This is a genomic window from Rhizobium sp. 01T437 (assembly GCF_056398505.1).
On the sequence record NZ_JBFTPM010000003.1, the window covers coordinates 467160 to 488701 of the forward strand.

17 protein-coding genes are annotated in these 21542 nt (G+C 61.3%); 7 read left to right on the forward strand and 10 right to left on the reverse strand.

Features of this window, described 5'->3' with window-relative positions:
* Window position 1: 1 nt before the first annotated feature.
* The 4 genes from AC1DM5_RS08480 to AC1DM5_RS08495 all read right to left on the reverse strand — a co-directional run bounded on the left by AC1DM5_RS08480 (window position 2) and on the right by AC1DM5_RS08495 (window position 5068).
* On the reverse strand, window positions 2–937 hold the full coding sequence (locus AC1DM5_RS08480) for a sugar-binding transcriptional regulator (RefSeq protein WP_477818785.1): 936 nt from the start codon (window positions 935–937) through the stop codon (window positions 2–4).
* A gap of 69 nt (window positions 938–1006) precedes the next feature.
* The gene (locus tag AC1DM5_RS08485) at window positions 1007–1939 is read right to left on the reverse strand and encodes a sugar phosphate isomerase/epimerase family protein (RefSeq protein ID WP_477974848.1); all 933 of its coding nucleotides are present in this window, start codon (window positions 1937–1939) and stop codon (window positions 1007–1009) included.
* A 10-nt stretch (window positions 1940–1949) separates the two neighbouring features.
* Window positions 1950–3461: a glycerol-3-phosphate dehydrogenase gene (locus AC1DM5_RS08490; RefSeq protein WP_477818787.1), complete on the reverse strand. Its 1512-nt coding sequence runs from the start codon at window positions 3459–3461 to the stop codon at window positions 1950–1952.
* A gap of 35 nt (window positions 3462–3496) precedes the next feature.
* On the reverse strand, window positions 3497–5068 hold the full coding sequence (locus AC1DM5_RS08495) for an FGGY family carbohydrate kinase (RefSeq protein WP_477818788.1): 1572 nt from the start codon (window positions 5066–5068) through the stop codon (window positions 3497–3499).
* Window positions 5069–5875: 807 nt separating this feature from the next.
* Between AC1DM5_RS08495 and AC1DM5_RS08500 the strand changes: the two genes are divergently transcribed.
* The 7 genes from AC1DM5_RS08500 to AC1DM5_RS08530 all read left to right on the forward strand — a co-directional run bounded on the left by AC1DM5_RS08500 (window position 5876) and on the right by AC1DM5_RS08530 (window position 14512).
* On the forward strand, window positions 5876–6532 hold the full coding sequence (locus tag AC1DM5_RS08500; protein WP_477818789.1) for a DUF2291 family protein: 657 nt from the start codon (window positions 5876–5878) through the stop codon (window positions 6530–6532).
* Window positions 6529–8073: a sugar ABC transporter ATP-binding protein gene (locus AC1DM5_RS08505; RefSeq protein ID WP_477974850.1), complete on the forward strand. Its 1545-nt coding sequence runs from the start codon at window positions 6529–6531 to the stop codon at window positions 8071–8073. The genes AC1DM5_RS08500 and AC1DM5_RS08505 overlap by 4 nt, the downstream gene beginning before the upstream one ends.
* A gap of 23 nt (window positions 8074–8096) precedes the next feature.
* Window positions 8097–9149 carry an ABC transporter permease gene (locus AC1DM5_RS08510; protein WP_477818791.1) on the forward strand — a complete coding sequence of 351 codons (1053 nt, stop codon included), beginning with the start codon at window positions 8097–8099 and terminating at the stop codon, window positions 9147–9149.
* Window positions 9150–9258: 109 nt separating this feature from the next.
* Window positions 9259–10206 (forward strand): D-ribose ABC transporter substrate-binding protein, encoded by a 948-nt coding sequence (locus tag AC1DM5_RS08515; RefSeq protein ID WP_007817052.1) that lies wholly within the window; start codon window positions 9259–9261, stop codon window positions 10204–10206.
* 133 nt (window positions 10207–10339) lie between these two features.
* Window positions 10340–11182: a DeoR/GlpR family DNA-binding transcription regulator gene (locus AC1DM5_RS08520; protein ID WP_007817050.1), complete on the forward strand. Its 843-nt coding sequence runs from the start codon at window positions 10340–10342 to the stop codon at window positions 11180–11182.
* A 36-nt stretch (window positions 11183–11218) separates the two neighbouring features.
* Window positions 11219–12754 carry an FGGY-family carbohydrate kinase gene (locus AC1DM5_RS08525; RefSeq protein WP_477818792.1) on the forward strand — a complete coding sequence of 512 codons (1536 nt, stop codon included), beginning with the start codon at window positions 11219–11221 and terminating at the stop codon, window positions 12752–12754.
* 12 nt (window positions 12755–12766) lie between these two features.
* Window positions 12767–14512, forward strand: coding sequence for a glycerol-3-phosphate dehydrogenase/oxidase (locus AC1DM5_RS08530; RefSeq protein WP_477818793.1), 1746 nt, complete (start codon window positions 12767–12769; stop codon window positions 14510–14512).
* Window positions 14513–14575: 63 nt separating this feature from the next.
* Here AC1DM5_RS08530 and fba read toward each other — a convergent pair whose 3' ends face one another.
* The 6 genes from fba to AC1DM5_RS08560 form a co-directional block, all read right to left on the reverse strand.
* Entirely contained in the window at window positions 14576–15640 is a 1065-nt protein-coding gene (gene fba, locus AC1DM5_RS08535) for a class II fructose-bisphosphate aldolase (protein ID WP_477818794.1), read from the reverse strand.
* Window positions 15641–15831: 191 nt separating this feature from the next.
* On the reverse strand, window positions 15832–16644 hold the full coding sequence (locus AC1DM5_RS08540) for a phosphate/phosphite/phosphonate ABC transporter substrate-binding protein (protein ID WP_477818795.1): 813 nt from the start codon (window positions 16642–16644) through the stop codon (window positions 15832–15834).
* 5 nt (window positions 16645–16649) lie between these two features.
* The gene (locus tag AC1DM5_RS08545) at window positions 16650–18134 is read right to left on the reverse strand and encodes an HAL/PAL/TAL family ammonia-lyase (RefSeq protein ID WP_477818796.1); all 1485 of its coding nucleotides are present in this window, start codon (window positions 18132–18134) and stop codon (window positions 16650–16652) included.
* Window positions 18131–19132 (reverse strand): ornithine cyclodeaminase family protein, encoded by a 1002-nt coding sequence (locus AC1DM5_RS08550; RefSeq protein WP_477818797.1) that lies wholly within the window; start codon window positions 19130–19132, stop codon window positions 18131–18133. The genes AC1DM5_RS08545 and AC1DM5_RS08550 overlap by 4 nt, the downstream gene beginning before the upstream one ends.
* 12 nt (window positions 19133–19144) lie before the next feature.
* Window positions 19145–20464, reverse strand: coding sequence for an LLM class flavin-dependent oxidoreductase (locus AC1DM5_RS08555; protein WP_477974852.1), 1320 nt, complete (start codon window positions 20462–20464; stop codon window positions 19145–19147).
* Entirely contained in the window at window positions 20461–21540 is a 1080-nt protein-coding gene (locus AC1DM5_RS08560) for an LLM class flavin-dependent oxidoreductase (RefSeq protein WP_477818799.1), read from the reverse strand. Before AC1DM5_RS08560 ends, AC1DM5_RS08555 begins: the two co-directional genes overlap by 4 nt.
* Between the last annotated feature and the right edge of the window lie 2 nt (window positions 21541–21542).

Sequence of the window (21542 nt, forward strand, 5' to 3'; positions counted from 1 at the left end):
ATCAATCCAAGAGCGAGCGCGCGGTCCGTTCATCAGTTATGAGCCCGTGAAGACGGCGGCTGCGCAGGATCGCCCGTATGGCGGCCACTTTTGACTGTCCGCCCGCCAGGGCCACGAGGCGCTCCTTCTTCGTCGTCGGAAAGGACGCCGAAAGCGTGCGACCGGTCAGAGCCGTATCGAGGATCTGGCCATCCGCATTGAAAAAGTGGCCGAGGATTTCGCCGACACCACCAGCGGCGGCGATGTCCTCAATCTCACCCGGCTCGACCAGGCCGGAGAGTACCAGCTGGGCCTCGGCGTCTACTGTCCCCAAGCCAACGAGCTTCAGGTCGGCGTCATTGGCGAGATCAAACACCTCCTTGACGCCGCGTTGCGCCCTGAGCACCTCCCGGTCCTCGGCAGTGTTGGCGAAGAAGGGAACCGGCATGACATAGGCATGTGTCCCGGTCTTTTCCGCGATACGGTGCATGACATCATAGGGATTGGCGCCGTAGTTTCGCGTGAGACCGCCAAGCAGGGAAACGAAGCGCATATGCTTGGCATTCGTCCGCGGCATATATTGAACGGCAGCCGAAAGCGTGCGGCCGTGGCCAAGACCAATGACTGCGTGCTCACCGTGTTCGATCTCACGCTTCAGATAACCAGCTCCCGCATGACCGAGCGCGCGTAGCGGCAGACCCTCTTCACCAAGATCGGGCGCGACCTCGCAATATTGCAATCCGAAGCGCTCGGCGAGCCGCGTCTCCAGTTCGACGCATTCAACGATATCGCCGTCGATCGTGACTTTGACGACGCCATCGGCGACGGCCCGCGCAATCAGTCGATGCGCCTTGACCGAGGGAATGCCGAGGCGCCGGGCAACATCAGACTGCGTCAGTCCGCCGGCGTAATGAAGCCAGGCGGCCCGCACGGCAAGCGTATCATCGGCATCCGTCATCGCCGCATCCTTCCCATTTCTTCGACGGCTATACCGCCTGACAACAACCAGCCTTTGTAAATCGCCGGATCATATCTTCAAGTCTGCGGCGCCGGTGTCGATATGCGGCGCCCAGAAGGCGACGCTTTCGGCAATCTGCGCGATAACCTCGCGATCGTTCGGCTCACGTTCCTTGAAGGAAAGTTCGAGGCAGATCTCATTCTCATCAGCGCCGCCTGCCGCGAAAGCTTCCAACAGCGGAGCGGGTTGGATTCGGCCCTTGGCATTGAATTCCGCTGTGAACGGCCGGTGGCCGCCCTTGTCCATCAGGCTCTGCTTGATATGGATGATCGGCGACAGCTTCGGTACGGCCCGCGCCCAGGCATAGGGGTCGTAGTCGTCGGGATTGGCGGAGGTGACGTCGCCATGGTCGATATCCGCCATCATCCACATCGGCACCGCCATATCGGCGGCAGTCAGTCGTGCCTGCAACGCAAGGCAGGATTCGATCGTGTCGCCGAATTCGCGGCCGATGCTCATTGGCTCCCAGAAGAGATAGGAAAGTCCGGCGGCCCTGGCATGCTCTGCGACTTCGCACCAGCAGTCGATAGCGATCTTGATCAGTTCCTCGCGCCGGCTTGCATCGTCGAAGTCCTTGTAGGTGAAGATCGCAAATTGCGTGCCGACGGAATGTCCGCCGAGGTCGGCGGTAATGTCGGCGAAGGTCTTGAACCAATCCACGTAAYAGCGGCGGACCTCGGCATCCGGATGCCCGAAGTGGTTCAACCGTCCATAAGGTCCGGTCATGCCCGAGGTAACGCGAACGCCGGTACGCTCCAATGCTGCTTTCATCTGGCGGGTCAGGCGGCGGATGACCGGGGCCTGCCAACTCGGATTGATGAATTCATGCGTCAGCTGGAGGTCGCGGATGCGCAGGTCTCGCGCCACCGTCTCGATCAGGTCGTCCGGGTCGGCAAAACGGTTCACCAGCGGATTGGTATTCAGCGAAAGCGAAAGCGGCATCAAGGCCTCCTCAGGCGGCGGCAAGATGGGATGAAGCAAACCAGTCGGCAAAGGCTGCCCGCTCTGCCTCGCTCAGATGCAGGTAATGCTTGGTGCGGCGATAGAGGATGTCCTCGGCCGTCTCCGCCCATTCGCTAGCGGCGAGATAACGGGCTTCCGCCTCGTAAAGCTGCCCGCCGAAATGGCGCCCGAGCCCCTGCAGGTCCGTTGCCCCGGCAACCAGGTTCTTCGTGCGCGTGCCATAAAGACGGCCATAGTGATGGACGAGTTTTCGCGGCATCCATGGATAGGTGTCACGCAGGCTGTTGGCGAAGGTCTCGTAGTCGGCATTGGGCATCTCTCCACCCGGCAGCGGCGCCTTTTCCGTCCAATCGCCACCCATGTTCGGGAAAACGTGTTTGAGGCGCTGCATGCCACGTTCGGCAAGCTCTCTGAATGTCGTGATCTTGCCGCCGAAGACATTGAGAAGCGGCGCCCCCCCGGTCTCGTCAAGATCGAACACGTAGTCGCGAGTCACCGCCGAAGGATTGCCCTTGCCGTCGTCAAACAGCGGGCGCACGCCGGAGAAGCTGTGCAGCACATCCTGACGGCGCAGCTTCTCCTTGAAATAGCGGTTCACCGCCTTCAGCAGATAGTCGATTTCCGCCTCATCGGCCGCCACATCCTCAGCCCGGCCCTCATAGGCGATGTCGGTCGTGCCGATCAGCGCCTTGTCGCCCTCATAAGGGTTGATGAAGATGACGCGTTTGTCGTGGTTTTGAACTAGGTAAGCGTTGGAGCCGGCCCAGAATTTCGGCACGATGATGTGGCTGCCCTTGACGAGACGCACATTGCGGCTGGAATTAGAGCCGGCGACCCGGTTGATGATGTCGGTGACCCACGGGCCGGCGCAATTGACGAGACATTTGGCGCGGAAGGTCCGCGTCTCGCTGCTCGTGCTGCTTTTCGTCGTGATCGTCCAGTGGCCGTTTTCCTGGCGCGCCGACACCGCCGGCGAGCGGGTGAGCACCAGGGCGCCCTTCTCGGCCGCGCTCACCGCATTCAAGGTGACGAGGCGCGCGTCGTCCACCCAGCAATCCGAATATTCGAAACCGCGGGTATATTGATCGAGTATGGGCGTGCCTTCGGGATCACGCAGCAGATTGAGCGTGCGGGTGCCAGGCAACTTTTTGCGACCGCCGAGATGATCGTAAAGGAAGAGGCCGAGCCGGACGAGCCAGGCGGGGCGATCCTCGGGACTGTGCGGCAGCACGAAACGCATCGGCCAGATGATATGCGGGGCCGCGTTGAGCAGCACCTCGCGTTCGATCAGCGCCTCCCGCACCAGGCGGAATTCGTAATATTCCAGATAGCGCAGGCCGCCATGCACGAGCTTGCCCGAGCGGGAGGAGGTGCCCTGCGCCAGGTCGTCCTTTTCGCATAAGGCGACTTTCAAGCCGCGCCCGGCGGCGTCGCGCGCAATTCCCGCGCCGTTGATACCGCCGCCGATGACGAAAAGATCCAGGATTTCGGGTTCGGTCATGTCATGCTCCCTCGGATGCCTTTTGCATCAGCGATTCATTCTGCGGGCGGCATCGCCGCGGCTCGGGCCAGTGTTTCCCAGGCAGCGGGCATGGCCCTTCGGATATCGGCATAAGCGGAAAAAAGCAGATCGAAACGGGCCGCCTCCTCACCGATCGGCTCCTCGGCTTCGCCGAGCAGCGGCGTGACCCAGTCGGCGATGCACTCGTCCATTGTCTTGTAGGCACCGATCGCCACAGCAGCCATCATCGCGGCGCCAGCCGCTCCGGTTTCTTCACGGCGGGACAGGCGGATCGGCGCCTTGAGGGAGGCGGTCAGGGAGCGGCGCAGCGCGCTCGAGCGCACGGCGCCGCCGGTGACGCGCAGCTCTTCCGGCATATCGCCCATGGCGGCGTAACAATCGCGCGTCGCCAGCGCCAGACCTTCGACAACCGCGCGAACGAGGTCCGGAAACCCGTGACGAACCGAAAGACCAGAAAAGCCTGCCCGGGCCTGCGCATTGACGAAGGGGCCACGTTCTCCAGCCTCGGAAATATAGGGATGATAGACAACCGATCCGGGCCGGCTTTCGAAAAACCAGCGGTCGATCCTGGCAACGAGCTCGGGGTGGGTGGCAGGCTTCCCGACCTCCGCCATCAGATAGGCGGCCATCTCCAGCAGCCAGTCGATATTGATCGTCGCACCCATATTGGTCTGCACCTGGGTAACGGTGCCCGGGAGCGGCAGGGCAATGACGTAGCCCGTGCCCTCAAGGTTGAGTTGAACGTCGGCCACCGACTTTGCACGCAGATGCACGCCGGTCGAACCGATCGTCGAACAGGCCGCGTTGCGCCCACCGCTGCGAACACCGGCGCCGAGCGCCGTCATCACCATGTCGACATAACCGAGGCTGACCGGCGTGCCGGCCAGCAGGCCGCAGGCCCGCGCCGCTTCCGCCGTCAGCGGATGGCTGATTTCTGTTCCGTCGACAATATCGGGCAGAAGCGCGCGGCGATGCGTCAACCCGAGCGCGTCGATGGCAACGGGCGAATATCGCCGCGTCCTGAAATCACCGAAGGTGAAGCTTGCCTCCGAAGGGTCGGTCGCCCGCACACCGGTAAAATTGAGGTAGAGCCAGTCCTTGCAGTGCAGCGCCGTTTCCGCCCGGTCCAGAAGCTCCGGCGCCACCCGATCCATGTGAGCGAGTTGCGCGCCCTGCTGGCAGGTATTCAGTCCCGTGCCCGTCTGCTCGAAACGCGCCCTGTCTGTTTCTTGGCCCGCAAGTGACACCACGGTCGGCGCGGCACGCGCGTCGAGCCAGAGCCAGGCATCGGCGACAGGCTGATTTCCGGAACCCACCAACCATGTTCCATCCCCCTGCCCCGTCACCGCGATCGCCGCGGTGCGCGATGCAAGATCCTCGACCTTCCCGCCAAGGCCGCGAAGCGCACCGACACAATCCTCCCAGGTCTGCGCGAGCGATTGCGTGGCCGAACCATCGCTGCCGCTTGAATATTTGTTGCGAACGGATGCGGCCGCGATCTGACGGCCGAAAAGGTCGAAGGCAACCGCCTTGATGACCGATGTTCCCGCATCGATACCGATGATGATCTGCTGGCTGACATCCATCGCGGATTATCCGGCAATCACGTCGAGCGTCACGAGGGGCAAAACGCGCGTCGATTTCATGTCTCATATCCTCCCGGTCGGCACCGCCAGCAAAGGGCGCAGGCGACCACACTTCTAATTCACGGGCAAGTCAGCTGGTGCACAGATCGCGGTCCGAGAGCTTGAGACCCGATCTTTTCAAAACCTCCCATAAGCCTCATCAAAAAGATAACACAAAGATATCATTGTTCCAGTAAGATTTTTCTCGCAATGAAATTTTTTTCAGATAAAATAGAACCAACCAACGCGACGAGCATTGGTGACAGCCTCAGCGATTTGCGGCGACGGCTGCATGCCATGAAAGCTTACTCCAGGTTAATTTCCCTTTTAAAATCAAGTATATATTTCCGTGCACCTCGGTGAATGGACACCTTCCCAGCCGGCGCACACGTTTAAGACCAGGCCTCTTCTCGTCGCGTCATGCACACTTAGAATGTTATGTTGTGAGCGCAAATTAACAAAACGCCTGTTGACAGACGGACAATTTGATAACATGATTTTTGGCATAAACACCATTTTCCTATCACGCAGGCATCGCTGCTGAGAGGAATTGCGGCCCAGGCGGTTGGAGGAGACAAGCGCCGGTCCGACATGGAGGAGGTTCAGATGTGCATTTTTCCCGCTCATCATCACGCTGCCAGGCTCGGCAGGTTTCCGCACCTCAATGCGGTTTTCGAAGCGCCCCGTCTTCGATGACGCAGCCGCAAGGCTTTCGCCAGATTCATCCTCTTCCGACATAGATCCGACCAGCCGCAAAGGTCGTCAGCAATGAATACTCAGCCCGCTCATGCAGCATCCGCGCCAGGCAAAGGCAACTTGAAGATCATCGTCAGTGCCATTGCGGCAATCGTGGTCATCGGCGCAATCGCGCTCGACACCAAGGTCGTCAAGATCGGCTCGGAGAGCGATGTGCGGCAGCAGGCCTTTTCTCCGGAAACCTTCGGCGCTGAGCAGTTTCCGAAGATCCAGGCGGATGTCGAAAAGAGGGCCGTGGCTGCGTCTGAGCTGGCGACGGCGATCGTGGCGGACAAGAAGGCTGCCGGCGAGAAATACGGCGTTGCTACGAGCACCGGTCCGGTCATCCCGGTGACGCTGAACGGCACCTTCGGCGCGCGCAAATCCAATACCAATGAAATGAAGATCGACGGCTTACCTCCCGAGACGGTGGTCCGTGTCCAGACCGGCCCTGCGGTCAATGGCACGGACCTCCGCGATGCCACAGGCACGATCGAATTCGGTCAGTTCACTAATCAGATACAGTATCAGGATGCCGGCTCGGCAATCAATAACGAGATGAAGAAAGCCGTATTCGCTGGCCTTGACCCGGACCAGCTCGATGGCAAGACGGCAACTGTCGTCGGCGTCTTCAAACTCATCAACCAGAAAAACTGGCTCGTAACCCCGGTCAAGGTCGACGTCAAATGAGCCAGCCGATTTCCACACCTGAAGTCCTTGGCGAGGTCGTCCTGGCTGCCCGCAATATCGCCAAATCCTATGGCAGCGTGCATGCCCTCAAGGGCGTCAATTTCGATATCCATCGCGGCCAGATCACCACGTTGTTCGGTGAGAATGGGGCGGGCAAATCGACGTTGATGAAGATCCTTTCGGGCGTTGTCCAGCCGACGTCGGGCGAAATCATTCTCGACGGCGCGCCGATCAGCTTCAACTCTTCGACCCATGCCCGCGAATGCGGCATCTCGATCATTCACCAAGAGCTCAGCCTCGCGCCTAATCTCAGCGTGCGGGACAACATCTTCATGGGCCGCGAGATCATCAAGGGCGGCGTGGTCGATTTCGCGGAAGAAGAGCGCCAGACGCGCATTTTGATGGAAGAACTGGAAGAGGAGATCGATCCACTGACCAAGGTGGAAGATCTGCGTCTCGGCCAGCAACAGATTGTCGAAATTGCCCGGGCGCTATCCGTCAATTCGCGTATCCTGATCATGGATGAGCCGACCTCGGCGCTCAGCGCCGCCGAAGTCGAAGTGCTTTTCAAGGTCATCCACGATCTGACGAATCGCGGCGTGTCGATCGTCTACATCTCACATCACCTTGAGGAAGCGCTGCAGATTACCAATCACGCCGTCGTCTTGCGTGATGGCACCATGACGGCCTATGCGCAACGCAAGGACATCGATCTCGAATGGATCGTCCGCAACATGGTGGGCGACAATTTCGATCTCGGCAATCCGCCCGAAGGCTACGAATTCGGCAAGGCTGCGCTGTCGATCGACAATCTGACGGTTCCTGGCCCTTCCGGATCGGCCTTCAATTCCGTCGACCGTCTCTCGCTGGACGTGCGCGCCGGGGAGGTCGTCTGCATCTACGGCCTGATGGGCGCCGGACGCACCGAGCTTCTGGAATGCGTGGCCGGACGGTTGCGCGCAAGCAGCGGCGCCATTCGGCTTGAGGGCCACGATGTCGGGCATTTGAGCATCGCCGGACGCATCGCAAGCGGCCTCGTGCTGGTGCCCGAGGATCGCCAGCGCGACGGCCTCGTCCAGACGATGACGGTCGGTTCCAACCTGTCGCTCGCCAGCATCGGCGCCTTTACCAAGGGACTGTTCACATCCGGCCGTCGCGAGCGCGAGCTTGTCGATGCCTCCATTCGCAAAGTCCGCGTCAAGACCGATGGAGGAGAGGCCGYCATCGGCTCGCTGTCTGGCGGCAACCAGCAGAAGGTGGTTATCGGCAAGATGCTGGCGACAGACCCGAAGGTCATTCTTCTCGACGAGCCGAGCCGCGGCATCGACATCGGCGCCAAAGCGGAAGTCTTCAAGCTGCTGGCCGAACGTGCCCGGCAGGGTCTCGCTGTCGTCTACTCGACTTCCGAGGTCAACGAATGCCTGAGCATCGCGCACCGCATCATCGTCATGCATCGCGGCCGGATCTCGGCTGAATTCGGTGCTGACGTCACCAAGGAAAAAATCATGGCCGCCTCAGGCGAAGCTGTGGTCGCGCACTAGCCCGGAATTATGGAGCACTGATTATGTCAGTCACGAACATCACCGAAAAGAAGTCAGTGTCGCATGGGCAGAAGCGCAACACCAACCTCGTGCGCCTTATCCTGGAAGGCCGCGCCTTCTTCGCGCTCATCGTCATCATCGCGGTCTTCTCGTTCCTGTCACCCTATTACTTCAGCCTCAGTAACTTCCTGACCATGGCCTCGCATGTTGCCATCTTCGGCATCCTGGCGATCGGCATGCTGCTGGTGATCCTGAATGGTGGCATCGATCTTTCGGTCGGCTCGACGCTCGGGCTTGCCGGCTGCATTGCCGGCTTCCTCATGCAGGGCGTGACGCTGAGTGCTTTCGGCGTCATTCTTTATCCGCCGGTCTGGGCCGTGGTGATCATTACCTGCGTTCTCGGCGCTGTCGTCGGCGCGGTCAATGGCGTGCTGGTCGCTTACTTGAAGGTTCCGGCCTTCGTCGCCTCGCTTGGCGTGCTCTATGTCGCCCGCGGCATTGCGCTGCTGATGACCAATGGCCTGACCTACAACAATCTCGGCGGCCGCCCGGAGCTTGGCAATACCGGCTTCGACTGGCTCGGCTTCAACCGCCTCGCGGGCATTCCGATCGGCGTCATCGTGCTCGCCGTGCTCGCGATCATCTGCGGCATCGTCTTGAGCCGCACGGCCTTTGGTCGCTGGCTCTATGCCTCCGGCGGCAACGAGCGTGCGGCCGATCTCTCGGGCGTGCCGGTCAAGCGCGTCAAGATCATCGTCTATGTCCTCTCGGGGGTCTGCGCGGCAATTGCCGGTCTGGTCCTGTCGTCGCAGCTGACCTCCGCCGGTCCAACGGCCGGCACGACCTACGAATTGACGGCGATCGCAGCTGTGGTCATCGGCGGCGCGGCGCTGACTGGCGGTCGTGGCACGGTGCGCGGCACGATGCTCGGCGCCTTTGTGATCGGCTTCCTGTCGGACGGCCTCGTCATTATCGGCGTCTCGGCCTACTGGCAGACAGTCTTCACCGGCGCGGTCATCGTCCTCGCTGTCCTCATGAACAGCATCCAATACGGGCGCCGGGCAAAATCATCCTGACGTCCGCAGCAGAACTTATCCGCGAAGGCAACTGGATTTCCAGAAAGCCGATCGCGGAAAGCACCGCCGGTTTCCGGCAGCACCTGAACTCACAAATGGGAGAGAGACTATGTTTAAGAAAGGCATGCGCATTCTTCTGGCAGCCGCGGCTGTCGCCCCGATCCTCGTCAGCTCCGCCTGGGCGGCAGGCCAGATGACGATCATCGTCAATGATCCGTCCAACCCCTACTGGCTGACGGAGGGCAATGTCGCCAAGGCGACAGCCGAAAAGCTCGGCTACACCGCCTCGGTCAGTGCGCATAAGGGCGACACCAACACCGAAAGCAACATGATCGATACCGCCATCACCAACAAGTCGGTCGCGATCATTCTTGACCCGGCAAATGCCGACGGTTCCATCGGCGCGGTCAAGAAGGCAGTTGCCGCAGGTATCCCGGTCATCCTCGTCAATGCCGAGATCAACCAGGAAGGCCTCGCCAAGGCTCAGCTCGTTTCGAACAACGCCCAGGGTGCCGCAATCGGTGCGCAGCAGTGGGTCGAAGCGGTCGGTGACAAGGGCAAGTATGCCGAGCTCCTCGGTGCCCCGTCGGACAACAATGCCGCCACGCGCTCGAACGGCTATGAGACCGTTCTGACCCAGTACCCCGATCTCCAGAAGGTCGCCAAGGAAGTTGCCAACTGGGACCGCACCCAGGGTCACAACAAGATGCAGTCCATGCTGCAGGCCAATCCCGACATTATCGGCGTAATCTCCGGCAATGACGAAATGGCGCTCGGCGCCATCGCCGCACTGAAGGAAGCCGGCAAGCTCGCCAACATCAAGGTCGGCGGCTTCGACGGTTCGCCGGATGCGGTCGCCGCGATCAAGGCGGGCGAACTGCAATATACCGTCCTGCAGCCCGTCGCCGTCTTCTCCGAGGAAGCCGTCAAGCAGGCTGACAACGTCATCAAGACGGGCAGCACCGGCGCCAAGAGCGAAAAGCAGCTGTTTGATTGCCTCCTGATCACCAAGGACAATATCGACAAGTATACCGGCCCGTTCGTTCTGTCACATTAATGAGAAAGAGGGCGCTCGACCGGGCGCCCTCCTTGACCTTTTCGACCGCATCAAGCCGCCTTCGCCTTCTTTGCCTTGGCATGGCAATCACTATACGAAGCTGGGATATGGAATTCAGCGACAAGGGTGACCCGTGACACAGAAGACCAATCAGGGCGATGAGCTGTTGGATCAGCTGACCAGCGACAGCCGTCAGACACGCCAGGTCGCGCGCCGGCGGATGATCGCGGAGGCCGTCATGAGCGAAGGTTCGATGCGGATCGAGGATCTGACCGATCGTTTCGGCATCAGCCTCATGACGGCGCATCGCGATGTGGATGAGCTCGTGAGCCGCGGGATCTTCCGGAAGACACGCGGCATCGTTACGGCGGCTGCCACCAACCTTATCGAATCCAGCGATGTCTACCGCTCGAGCCGGCAGTCAGCGGAAAAGAAAGTGATCGCCGAGGCTGCCATGCAGTTCGTCGAACCGGGACAGGCCATCTTTTTCGACGATTCCACGACTGTCCTGCAGATGGCATCGCATCTCTCCTCGAAGGTGCCGATCACTGCCATCACCAATTCGCTGACGCTGATGAACGCGTTGACCGGCATGCACGACGTCACCCTGCTCGCGCTCGGCGGCCAGTATTACAACTGGTGCAATGCTTTCATGGGACGCATGACGATCAACGAGATCAGGGGATTGCGGGCGGATATCGCGTTTATTTCTATGTCGGCCATTAACGACGGCATCGTGCTGCATCAGTCGCCCGAGACTGTCGATACGAAGCGCGCCATGTTCGACTGTTCCGTCAAACGCATCCTGCTTGCCGACCACACCAAATTCGAACGGCGCGCGCTTCACAGCTTCGCGGCGCTCGATGAATTCGACGTCGTCATCGTCGACGACAAGACCCTGCCCGTGCACATCGACCGGATGCGCTCCAGGGATATCAACGTCGTCGTTGCCAGGACCGGCAACGGGCGCATGTGAGCGGCCCGCTCGGTCGCGATAGAAAGGTGAATGCGCATGCCGAGTCTGCTCGGGATTGATAGTGGCCTGACTGTCACGAAGGCCGTCATTTTCGACATCGACGGCACGCCGATCGCCGTCGCCCGGCGGCGCGTTAGCCAGCTCATCCCGAGGCCGCGTTTCGTGGAACGAGACATGCGCGAATTATGGACCGCGACGGCTGAGGCGATCCGCGAGGCGGTCGTCCTCAGTGGCCGGCCGGCAAGCGATATCCAGGCCGTGGCGGCAACGGCGCATGGCGATGGCATTTATGTGCTGGATCAGGCGCAGGAGCCACTTGGCAATGGTATCGTATCCCTGGACAGCCGGGCGGGTGATATCGTCGATCAATGGACTGACAACAAGGTCGCCGACGAGGCGATCGCGCTCACAGGTCAGGTGCCCCATGTCTCCGCCCCGTCGGCGCTGCTGGCCTGGATCCGGGATCATGAGCCGGAACGGTTTAAACGTATCGGCCACATCATGAGCTGCAAGGACTGGCTGCGATTTTGCCTGACCGGCACCGTCGGTACCGATCGCACCGAAGCGAGCACCTCCTTCACCGATGTCAGAACACAAGACTATAGTGAGGACGCCCTGCGCCTGTTCGGCTTGCAGGCGCTTGCCAGAGCTCTGCCTCCGGCCTCGCGTTCGGATGAGATCGTTGGACGAATAACGGCCGATGCAGCGCGGTTGACGGGCCTCCTTGAGGGCACGCCCGTGGCTGCCGGATTGCATGACGTGACCGCTTCGGCGCTCGGCGCGGGTGGTTATGCCGACGGCATCGTCGCCGTCATCGCTGGAACCTATTCGATCAATGAGACGCTGTCTTTCGAACCGCGCGTCGATCGACGCTGGTTCTGCCGCAATGGAATTGCGCCAGGCGTCTGGAACAGCATGTCGATTTCGCCCGCATCGAGCGCGAACTACGAATGGTTCATCGAAAAACTATGTGGCCGCGAATGGACGGACTGCGAAGCCAAGGGCACGTCCATTCACGCTTTGCTGGCATCGGAGATCGAGGCAGCTTTTGACCGCCCGTCATCGGTGCTTTTCCACCCCTATCTCTTCGGCTCTCCTTACGGCGCATCGGCAAGCGCAAGCTTCTTCGGGCTCGGCGGCTGGCATGACCGCGGCGACATGCTGAGGGCCGTCATGGAAGGCATCGCGTTCAACCATCGCATCCATGTCGATGCCCTGCGTAACGGCTTTGCAGTCAAGGAGGCGCGCCTTGCCGGCGGCGTGTCACGCAACCCCGCAGTCGCGCAGCTATTTGCCGATGTGCTTGCAATGCCGGTGACGGTAACCGGCACCGACGAGGCGGCGGCTTGGGGGGCTGCCATTTGCGCTGGCGCTGGCGCCGGTGTTTACCCGGACCCACAAAGCGCTCCAACAAAGGACAAGCAGGGCAAGACCTGCAACCCGGACGCTGCCCGCAGCGCCGATTACGAAAAGCGCTACCGCCTCTTCCTCGAAATTGCAGAAACAATGACGCCGCTTTGGCCGAAGATCGCCGGCCTTGCGAAGGACAGCGCGGCAGAGGCCGCAGTTTAGGACAACAACACCATGACCCCCGACACGCTTGGGCGCAGCCCGGATATCCGCGAGCACGATGTCGACGTCGTGATCCTTGGAGCAGGCATCAATGGCGCCGGACTGTTTCGCGACCTCGCGGATCAGGGCGTCAGCTGCATGATCGTCGACAAATCGGACTTTGGTTCCGGGACAAGTGCTGCGCCGTCTCGCCTCATTCACGGTGGATTGAAATATCTGGAAACCGGAGAATTCGGCTTGGTTGCCCAATCCACTCTGGAGCGTAATCTGCTCTTGAAAAACGCGCCGCATTGCGTCGAAGCGTTGCCGACATTCATTCCGATCTTTTCGTGGACACGCGGCATCTGGGCGGCACTGCAGACATTGTTCGGCTCCAAGACGGCGCCCCGCAGTCGCGGCGCCGTTCTCATCAAGATCGGTCTTTCCCTTTACGACTTCTTCGGTTCGCGCGACCGCGTAATGCCGCGCCACCGGCTGATCCTGAAAAAGAAGGCCAGGCGGGAAATGCCGCATGTGACTCAGGCGATTGTCGCCGGGGGCATCTACTACGACGCAAAAATCAGCCGGCCGGAACGCCTCGTCTATGAACTCGTTAAGGATGGGCTGGAGGCGAACCCGCATTGTGCCGCGGCAAATTTCGTCACGCTGACCGCCTGCTCGGAAGGCCGTCTGAACTTCCAACGGGAGGATGGCGCGGAATTCTCGGTGCGTCCGAGGCTCGTCGTGAACGCGGCAGGCCCGTGGATCGATCATGTCAACGAAGCGCTCGGCGCGCCCTCGCACCTGATCGGCGGCACGAAGGGTTCGCATATCCTGATCGATCATCCCGAACTGGTACGCAGCCTCAACGGCCACATGATCTATTTTGAAGCCGATGACGGCCGCATCTGCCTGGTGTACGGCTATCTCGGGCTTGCGCTCGTCGGCTCCACGGATATCCCGAGCCGGGATCCCGACACTGTGCGCTGCGAGGAACCCGAAATCGATTACTTCCTGCAGAGCCTCAGATCACTGCTGCCGACATTGCGCTTCGATCGCGACCAGATCGTCTACACCTATAGCGGCATTCGGCCGCTTCCCGCCTCCGATGGAACAGCGCCCGGCCTGATCAGCCGCGACCATTCAGCGCCGGTCATCGAAGCGGATGGCAAGCGGCCTTTTGCCATCATGTCGCTGGTCGGCGGCAAGTGGACGACGTTTCGTGGTTTTGCCGAGGAGGTTGCCGACAGTGTTCTTTCCCGGCTGGAGCGTTCGCGCAAGCAGTCGACCCGCTACCTTGCGATCGGTGGCGGAAAGGCATTTCCGGCCGACGCGCAGGCAAGACGGGTCTTCGTTGACAGGATCGCGAAGGCTGCAGGCATGACGGCCGCGCGCGCAGAACAGCTTCTGAACCGCTACGGAACGACGGTCGAGGCGGTGGCGACATTCTCCTCCGAGCATTCCGACGAGCGGCGCCTGTCGGGAGCCGCACATTACAGCTTTCGGGAAATAGACTGGATCGCGCGCAATGAGCTTGTGGTCCATCTCTCGGATATCGTTTTGCGGCGCACGACGATCGCGATCGAGGGCCAGCTGACCTACGAAGGTTTGGTCGATATTGCAGGCATCGCTGCGAAAGCGTTCGGCTGGGACGCTCCGCGTGTCGAACATGAGATCAACGATGTCGTCTCCCTGCTCAAGGCGTTTCACGGCCAGACGCTGGCAGCCGGCACTCCGGACATCCAACCGGGAAAAAGTGCCCGCCCCGTCAGCCGATGAGATCTAAAGCATGTCGCGCAAAACTGTGCAGCGGTTTTGCGATAGCGACATGCGCGACACGCTTTAGGAAAAGACCGGATCGAGCGCACCGGACGCATAGCGCTTTGCCATCGCCGAAACAGGAAGGGGCGTAATCCGCTCCGCCATACCGGCAGTGCCGAACTGCTCGAAGCGCTCCTTGCAAAGCTTGGTCAGCGCGGCCATTGCCGGCTTCAGATATTTGCGGGGATCGAATTCGCTCGGATCTTCCTGCAATATCCGGCGGATCTGCCCGGTCATGGCCATCCGGCCGTCAGTGTCGATATTCACCTTGCGAACGCCATTCTTGATGCCGCGCTGAATTTCCTCGATGGGCACGCCCCATGTCGGCTCCATCCGACCGCCATATTTGTTGATGATATCCTGCAGCTCGATTGGAACTGACGACGAGCCGTGCATGACGAGATGCGTGTTTGGCAGCTTACGGTGGATCTCTTCGATGACATTCATCGCCAGCACCGAACCATCAGGCTTGCGCGTGAATTTGTAAGCGCCGTGCGAGGTGCCCATGGCGATCGCCAGTGCATCGACCCGTGTTTCGCGCACGAATTTCGCCGCCTCGTCCGGGTTCGTCAGCAGCTGATCGTGAGACAGTTTGCCTTCGGCGCCGTGCCCGTCTTCGGCCTCTCCCATGCCCGTCTCCAGAGAGCCAAGTACACCGAGCTCGCCTTCAACGGAAATGCCGCCGAGATGCGCCATCTCGGTCACTCTCTTCGTCACGCCGACATTGTAGTCCCAGTCGGCGGGTGTCTTCGCATCCGCTTTAAGCGAGCCATCCATCATCACGGAGGTAAAGCCCGCCTGGATAGCGGTCATGCAGCTGGCCGGATCGTTGCCGTGGTCAAGATGCACGCAAACCGGGATATGCGGGTAGATTTCGACGACCGCGTCCATCATGTGCTTGAGCATGATGTCATGTGCATAGGCGCGCGCGCCGCGCGATGCCTGCATGATGACGGGCGCGCGGGCCGCATCCGCGGCTTCCATGATGGCGAGCGCCTGTTCCATGTTATTGATATTGAAGGCGGGAACGCCGTAGCCCTCCTCCGCCGCGTGATCCAGCAACTGCCTGAGCGTGATGCGCGCCATTGAACACTCTCCCCTCACACGTGAGACACGTCGAAATCGTTGGCTTCGGTGCCAGAAAGGATCGCATAATCACAAAATTGGAACAAGTATAAATCACAATATCACAAATTTGTTGATGTTTTTCTGGTCACCTGAACGTTCAGCCGTGATGGGCGGATAACCGGTCTTACGAGTTGGCGTCCTTGGAGGCTTCAATCGATCCAGTCGCTGTAACCTGTCTCAAGCGCGCCTCGGGCAAGCGACAGAACTGGTTCGTAGTCGGCATCCGTAAGCATCGCTATATCGGCGAGGCCGAGAATATCGCGCGCACCGGAAAGCGATGGTGCGGTGATCGCTGCGACAAGTGCCTCGCGCATCAATGCCACATCCGCATCCGAAACCTTTCCTCCGGTAATGAAGGGCAGACCCGGTGTTGCGGGTGTCTCTGCAAGGATGCGGACGCCTTCCACACGATCTGGATCAAAGCGCAGGAGATTGGCAAAGGTGATGCAGTCGATTGCTGCGCAATCCGCCTGCCCGCTCGACACGGCATCGATGCTGCCGCCATGGCTGCCGGTCTCGACCGTGCTACCGAAGAAGCGGCCATTGCGGGCAAGCGGAGCGACCGCCGCTCGAAGCAGATTTGCCCCGGAATTGCTGTCAGGACTATTGATGGCGGCTATCGCGCCGCGCAAGTCTGGCAGCGAAGCGAAGGTCGAAGCGCGGCGCACGACGATGAAGCTGCGCATCAGGGGACCGTTGCAGCCGGGATGACCGTAGACAGGCGTGGCAACGAGGCGCACCTTGCCACGCAATCGCTTCACATAGGGATAGCCGCAGGTCTGGGAAAACAGCAGGTCCTCGCGTAGCCAGGCCTCGTCATAAGGAATCGTGGTGTCGAGGCTCTCTGGCAGATCCGAAAGCCCGGCCTGCGCAAGATAGTGCCGAAGGAACGACCAGAGTTCGGTGGTGGCCTCCGCAAGCGGTTGCGGCGTGACATACATTGCAAGGCTGGCAAGATGCATGCTCTTCACTCGCCGTACTGTTCGTCGAGCAGGTGCGAGGCAAGGACGGCCACGTCTTCGCCGAGCGAACGATCCTCGGTCATGACCGGCGCGAGGCCTCGAACGAAGGCATGGGTCTTTCTCGTCTCCTGTCCACAGCGGTGTCCGGGACGCTGGTCGACAGCCTGGGCAGCCGCCAGCATTTCGCAGGCGATGACCAGGCGCCACAGCTCCAGCATCTCGCCGAGCTTGCGCACGGTAAGGGACGATTGCGTTGCATGATCCTCGACCCCTTCCGACACCGCAAGAAAGTCGAGCATGACGGGATTGGCCTTGTGCCTGATATCGGCCATCAGCGCCGCAACTGTCTTCTGCATCGGCACGAAGCCCGCCGATGGACCGCCGAACGGGGAGAGATAGCGCGGCAGGCCGTTGCGACCCGAGCCCGTCAGCTGAATGAAACGTGCGGCGGATGCCGCAGCTGCCTGAGCGACAGCGAGCCCCAATGTCTCGAAGGCAAGCGAAAGCGCCGGCGTCTGGAAGTTGCCTGATGACAACACCTGTTGCTCTTCCAGGAGAACAACGGGATTGTCGGCCGCGGCATTCAGCTCGATCTCGACGGCTTCGATCGCCTTCAACAGCGCATCGGCAAGCGCCCCATGGATGGGTGCAAGACAGCGCAGGCTGAGCGGATCCTGGATGGCGGCGCTCGTCTCGAAGAGCGTCGAGCCCTCAAGCATCCGCAGTAGCCGGCTGGCTTCGTCTGCCTGGCCCACCGCTGGCCGGGCGCGTTGGATGGCCGGCGAGAGGATGAGTGGATTGCCGGCAAGGCCTTCGAAGCTCAAAGCAGCCGCCCGGCGCTGGGCATCAAGCAGTCGTTTGGCGTCGTGCAATACGAGAGCGCCCCGACCAACGGAGACGGCCGATGCATTGAGAAGCGAAATCCCGTCCTTTGGCTGAAGGCTCGCCGGCGCCAGGCCCGCAAGCTCAAGAGCTTCATTCGCCGGATAGACGATGCCGCGATATTCGGCCTTTCCCTCGCCGACCAGGGCGCGGGCCATTGCAGACAGCAGCACGAGGTCACCCGCACCGATCGAGCCGATTGACGGCATCACCGGATGAACGCCGGCATTCAGCATGGCAAGCAGCGCCTCGAAGACGGGCAGCGAAATGCCGGATCCGCCAACGGCCAGCATCGAGAGCCTGGCGGCGATGACCGCACGCGTCGCATCGCGCGGCAGCGCTTCACCGACCGCCATGCCACGGCCGCGGATCAGTTGCAGTTGAAAGGCTTCGAAATCGCCAGTCACCGCTGTCTTCAGATTGGCGCCGAGCCCGGTGTTCATGCCGTAGATCTGCTGGCCAGCCGCTGCGGCACCTTCCAGGATGCGTCGCGCGGCAATCAGCCGCTCACGAACCTCATCGGAAGCCTCGACGGTGGCATCGCCACGGGCGATCGCTACGATGTCGGCAATGGTGATGCCGGAGCCGGTCAGCAGGATTTCCGTCATGCGAAGCGCAGCCTCTGGCCGATACCGGCCGAGCGCGCCTTGGAAAGCAGCGCGTGGCCAAGTGCGATGTCGCTGAGCGACAGGCCACGGTGCCAGAGCAGGATGGTCTCGTCGTCACTCTCACGGCCCGGCTTCAGGCCGGCGACGACCTGGCCGAGTTCGGCATGCAGCGTCTTCTCGGAAAGCCTGCCGGTCTCGACATGGGCGCGCAGCGAGCCGAATTTGCCGGTCTTGCACTGACCCCAGTCGTCGACGACGAGTTTGGCCATGATGTCGGTCAACGATAGTTCGACGGCACTCATCGTGCCGTAGGGCACGACGAAGGAGCCCTTCTTGATCCACTCCGTCTTCAGAAGCGGCTCGGGTTGCGATAGCCGTGATGCCTCGACGACGATATCGGCCCCCTCCACGCAATCGCGCCAGTTGTCGACCACGGTGATCTTCTTGCCGAGGTCGGCCTCCAGCTTGGCGCCAAAGGCGTCGCGGCTTTCCGGCCGGCGCGAATGCACGCGGATCTCGTCGAAATCAAAGAGATGATCGAGCAGGCGGACGTTCCAATACGCGGTGCCGCGCGCGCCGATATGGCCGAGCACCTTCGAGCCCTTGCGGGCGAGATGCCGAGCGCCGAGCGCGGTGACGGCGCCGGTGCGCATGTCGGTGATAACGGTTGCATCAAGGATCGCCTTCGGGACGCCGGTGCGCGGATCGAAGAGGTTGAGCACGCCGAATTCGGAGGGATAGCCGAGCTTGTAGTTGTCGACATAGTCGCCGACGACCTTCACACCGGCCAAGCCAAGCGGCGCCACATAGCCGCGCAACACGTTGAAATGGCCGTGAAAGCTCGCATCCGGCTCGAGATGGACGCGCGGCTCGATCACCGTCTGCCCCCTGCCCTGGGCGGCTAGCGAGGTTTCGATCGCCGCCAGGATTTCATCGTTGGTCAGGTCGAGCGCCTCGATGTCGAAGGCATTCAGATAGTCGATATAGATCGGATCCATTGTCATCTCGTTTTATCGTTTGATGGGCGCACTGAGGCCGAGGTTCTGGCGAAGCGTGCGGCCCTCATAGTCTTGCCGGAAGAGGCCGCGGCGACGCAGTTCCGGCAACACGTGGGTGACAAAATCCTCGAGCCCCGAGGGAAAGAGCGGCGCCATGACGTTGAAGCCGTCGGCAGCACCTTCGGCAAAGCGTTCCTCCATCGCATCGGCGATCTGCGCCGGCGTGCCGGCAACCTGCCAGTGGCCGCGTGCGCCGGCGAAATGGCGCGCGAGCTCGCGGATTGAGAGGTTCTCGCGCCTGCCGAGATCGATGATCAGCTGCTGGCGGCTCTGGATGAGGTTGGTCTGCGGCATGTCAGGCAGCGGCCCGTCGAGCGGATAGGCCGAGAGGTCCTGAATGCTGAGATAGCTTGCAAGCAGGGCGACGCCGACGGCGTCCGGGATGAGTTCCTGCAACGCGCGGTATTTTGCCTTCGCCTCGGCTTCCGTCGCGCCGACGATCGGCGATATGCCAGGCATGATCTTGATGTCGTCGCGCTTGCGCCCGTATTTGGCAAGGCGCGACTTCACATCCGTATAATAGGCCTGCGCTTCGGCAAGCGTCTGCGAGGCGGCGAAAACGACATCCGCCGTGCGGGCAGCAAGTTCCTTGCCGACATCGGAGGCGCCCGCCTGCACCATGATCGGCCGTCCCTGCGCCGAGCGTGGGCTTTCCAGGACGCCCTCGACGGTGAAATGCTTGCCGCGATGATGCACCGGATGAAGTCTGGCGCGATCGGCAAAGGCCGCTCCGCCCTGCGGCAGATAGGCCCGCTCCTCCACACCGTCCCAGAGCGCAAGCGCTGCATCGGCGAATTCCTCGGCCCGCTCATAGCGCTCGGAGTGCGGCCGAAGCCCGCTGCTTGCGAAATTCTCCGCCTCGAGCTCGCTTGCCGAAGTGACGAGGTTCCACCCTGCCCTGCCGCCGCTCAACTGATCGAGCGAGGCGAAGGTGCGAGCAAGGCCGTAGGGCTCGTTATAGGTCGTTGATGCGGTCGCCACGAGGCCAATATGCGTGGTGTTGACGGCAAGGGCGGCAAGCAGGCTCAACGGCTCGAAAGCCGTCGAGCGCGCCGCCTGGCTTGCCATCTCGGGATTGCGCTCGCGGATGGCGGCGGCGTCCTCCACGAAGAGCATGTCGAATTTGCCGCGCTCGGCGATGCGGGCAAGCTCGATGAAATGGTCGATATCGACGCCGGCCGGGGCATGGGCGTCAGGATGCCGCCAGGCCGCGATGTGATGGCCGCCCGCCATCAGGAAGGCGCCAAGTCTCATCTTGCGATCGCCACTCATGACGCATGCTCCAACATTGCCGCCGGATGAGCCGGACGGGCAAGACCAAGACGATCACGCAATGTCCCGCCGGCCATCGCGTTGATCAGCCCGATGCGGCGCAATTCCGGAACCACCTCCGTGAAGAACAGATGTCCAATCGCGACCGTCGGCGGCAGGATCGTGAAACCGTCGACCTGGCCGAGGCCAAGCCATCCCTGCAGGGCATCGGCGATTTCAGCGGGTGTGCCGACGAGACGTGAAGCAGACAGTGGTTGGCTCGCCCGGTCGGCCTCACCAAATCGGAGCGCATCGCTTGCCGCCTGCGCCGCTTCGGACGTCTCTGCGATGATCGGCACTATATTTGCCAGGATCCGAACGTCCTGCCGTCGGCGGCCAGCCGCTTCGAGCAGGCGCACGAAATCGGCGGCCGTCTCGTTCGCACTTTCCGGTGTCCGATCTTGAAGCAGGACGACTTCAGCACTGTGCGCTGCCAATGCTTTGCTTTCACCGCTCATAAACTGGGCGATAACCGGTTTGCCCTGCGGCGAGCGATTGACGTTGAGCGGACCGCGCACCGTAAAATGCTCACCCCTATGGTTGAGGACATGCATCTTGTGCGGCTCGAAGAAACGGCCCTCAGCCTTGTCGTAGATGAAGGCGTCATCCTCGAAGCTGTCCCAGAGCCCGCTCACAAGGCCGAGATATTCCAGGTCGCGTGCGAATTCACCGGTTCCGGGAAGGGCTACCCAGCCCGTTCGGCCGCCGCTGATCTGGTCGAGCGAGGCAAAGCGCCGGGCGAGATTATAGGGCTCGTGCTGACTGGTTGCGGCAGCAGCCAGCAAGCCGATCCGGCGCACCTTCGTCGCAAAAGCTGCGACCAATGTCGTCGGCTCGAAGGGCGTAGCAATGGGCGAGAGATCATCGATCGGCCGGACACCGAGCCGATCCGAAAGCAGGACGAAATCGAAACCCACCTCTTCTGCCTTTGCAACCTGAGAAAGCAGCGCATCGAAACCGAGATGTTCAGGCCTTACGGCATTGCGCCAGGCGGAGAGGTGATGGCCAAAAGGTGTGAGGGAAAAGCCGAGATGCATCA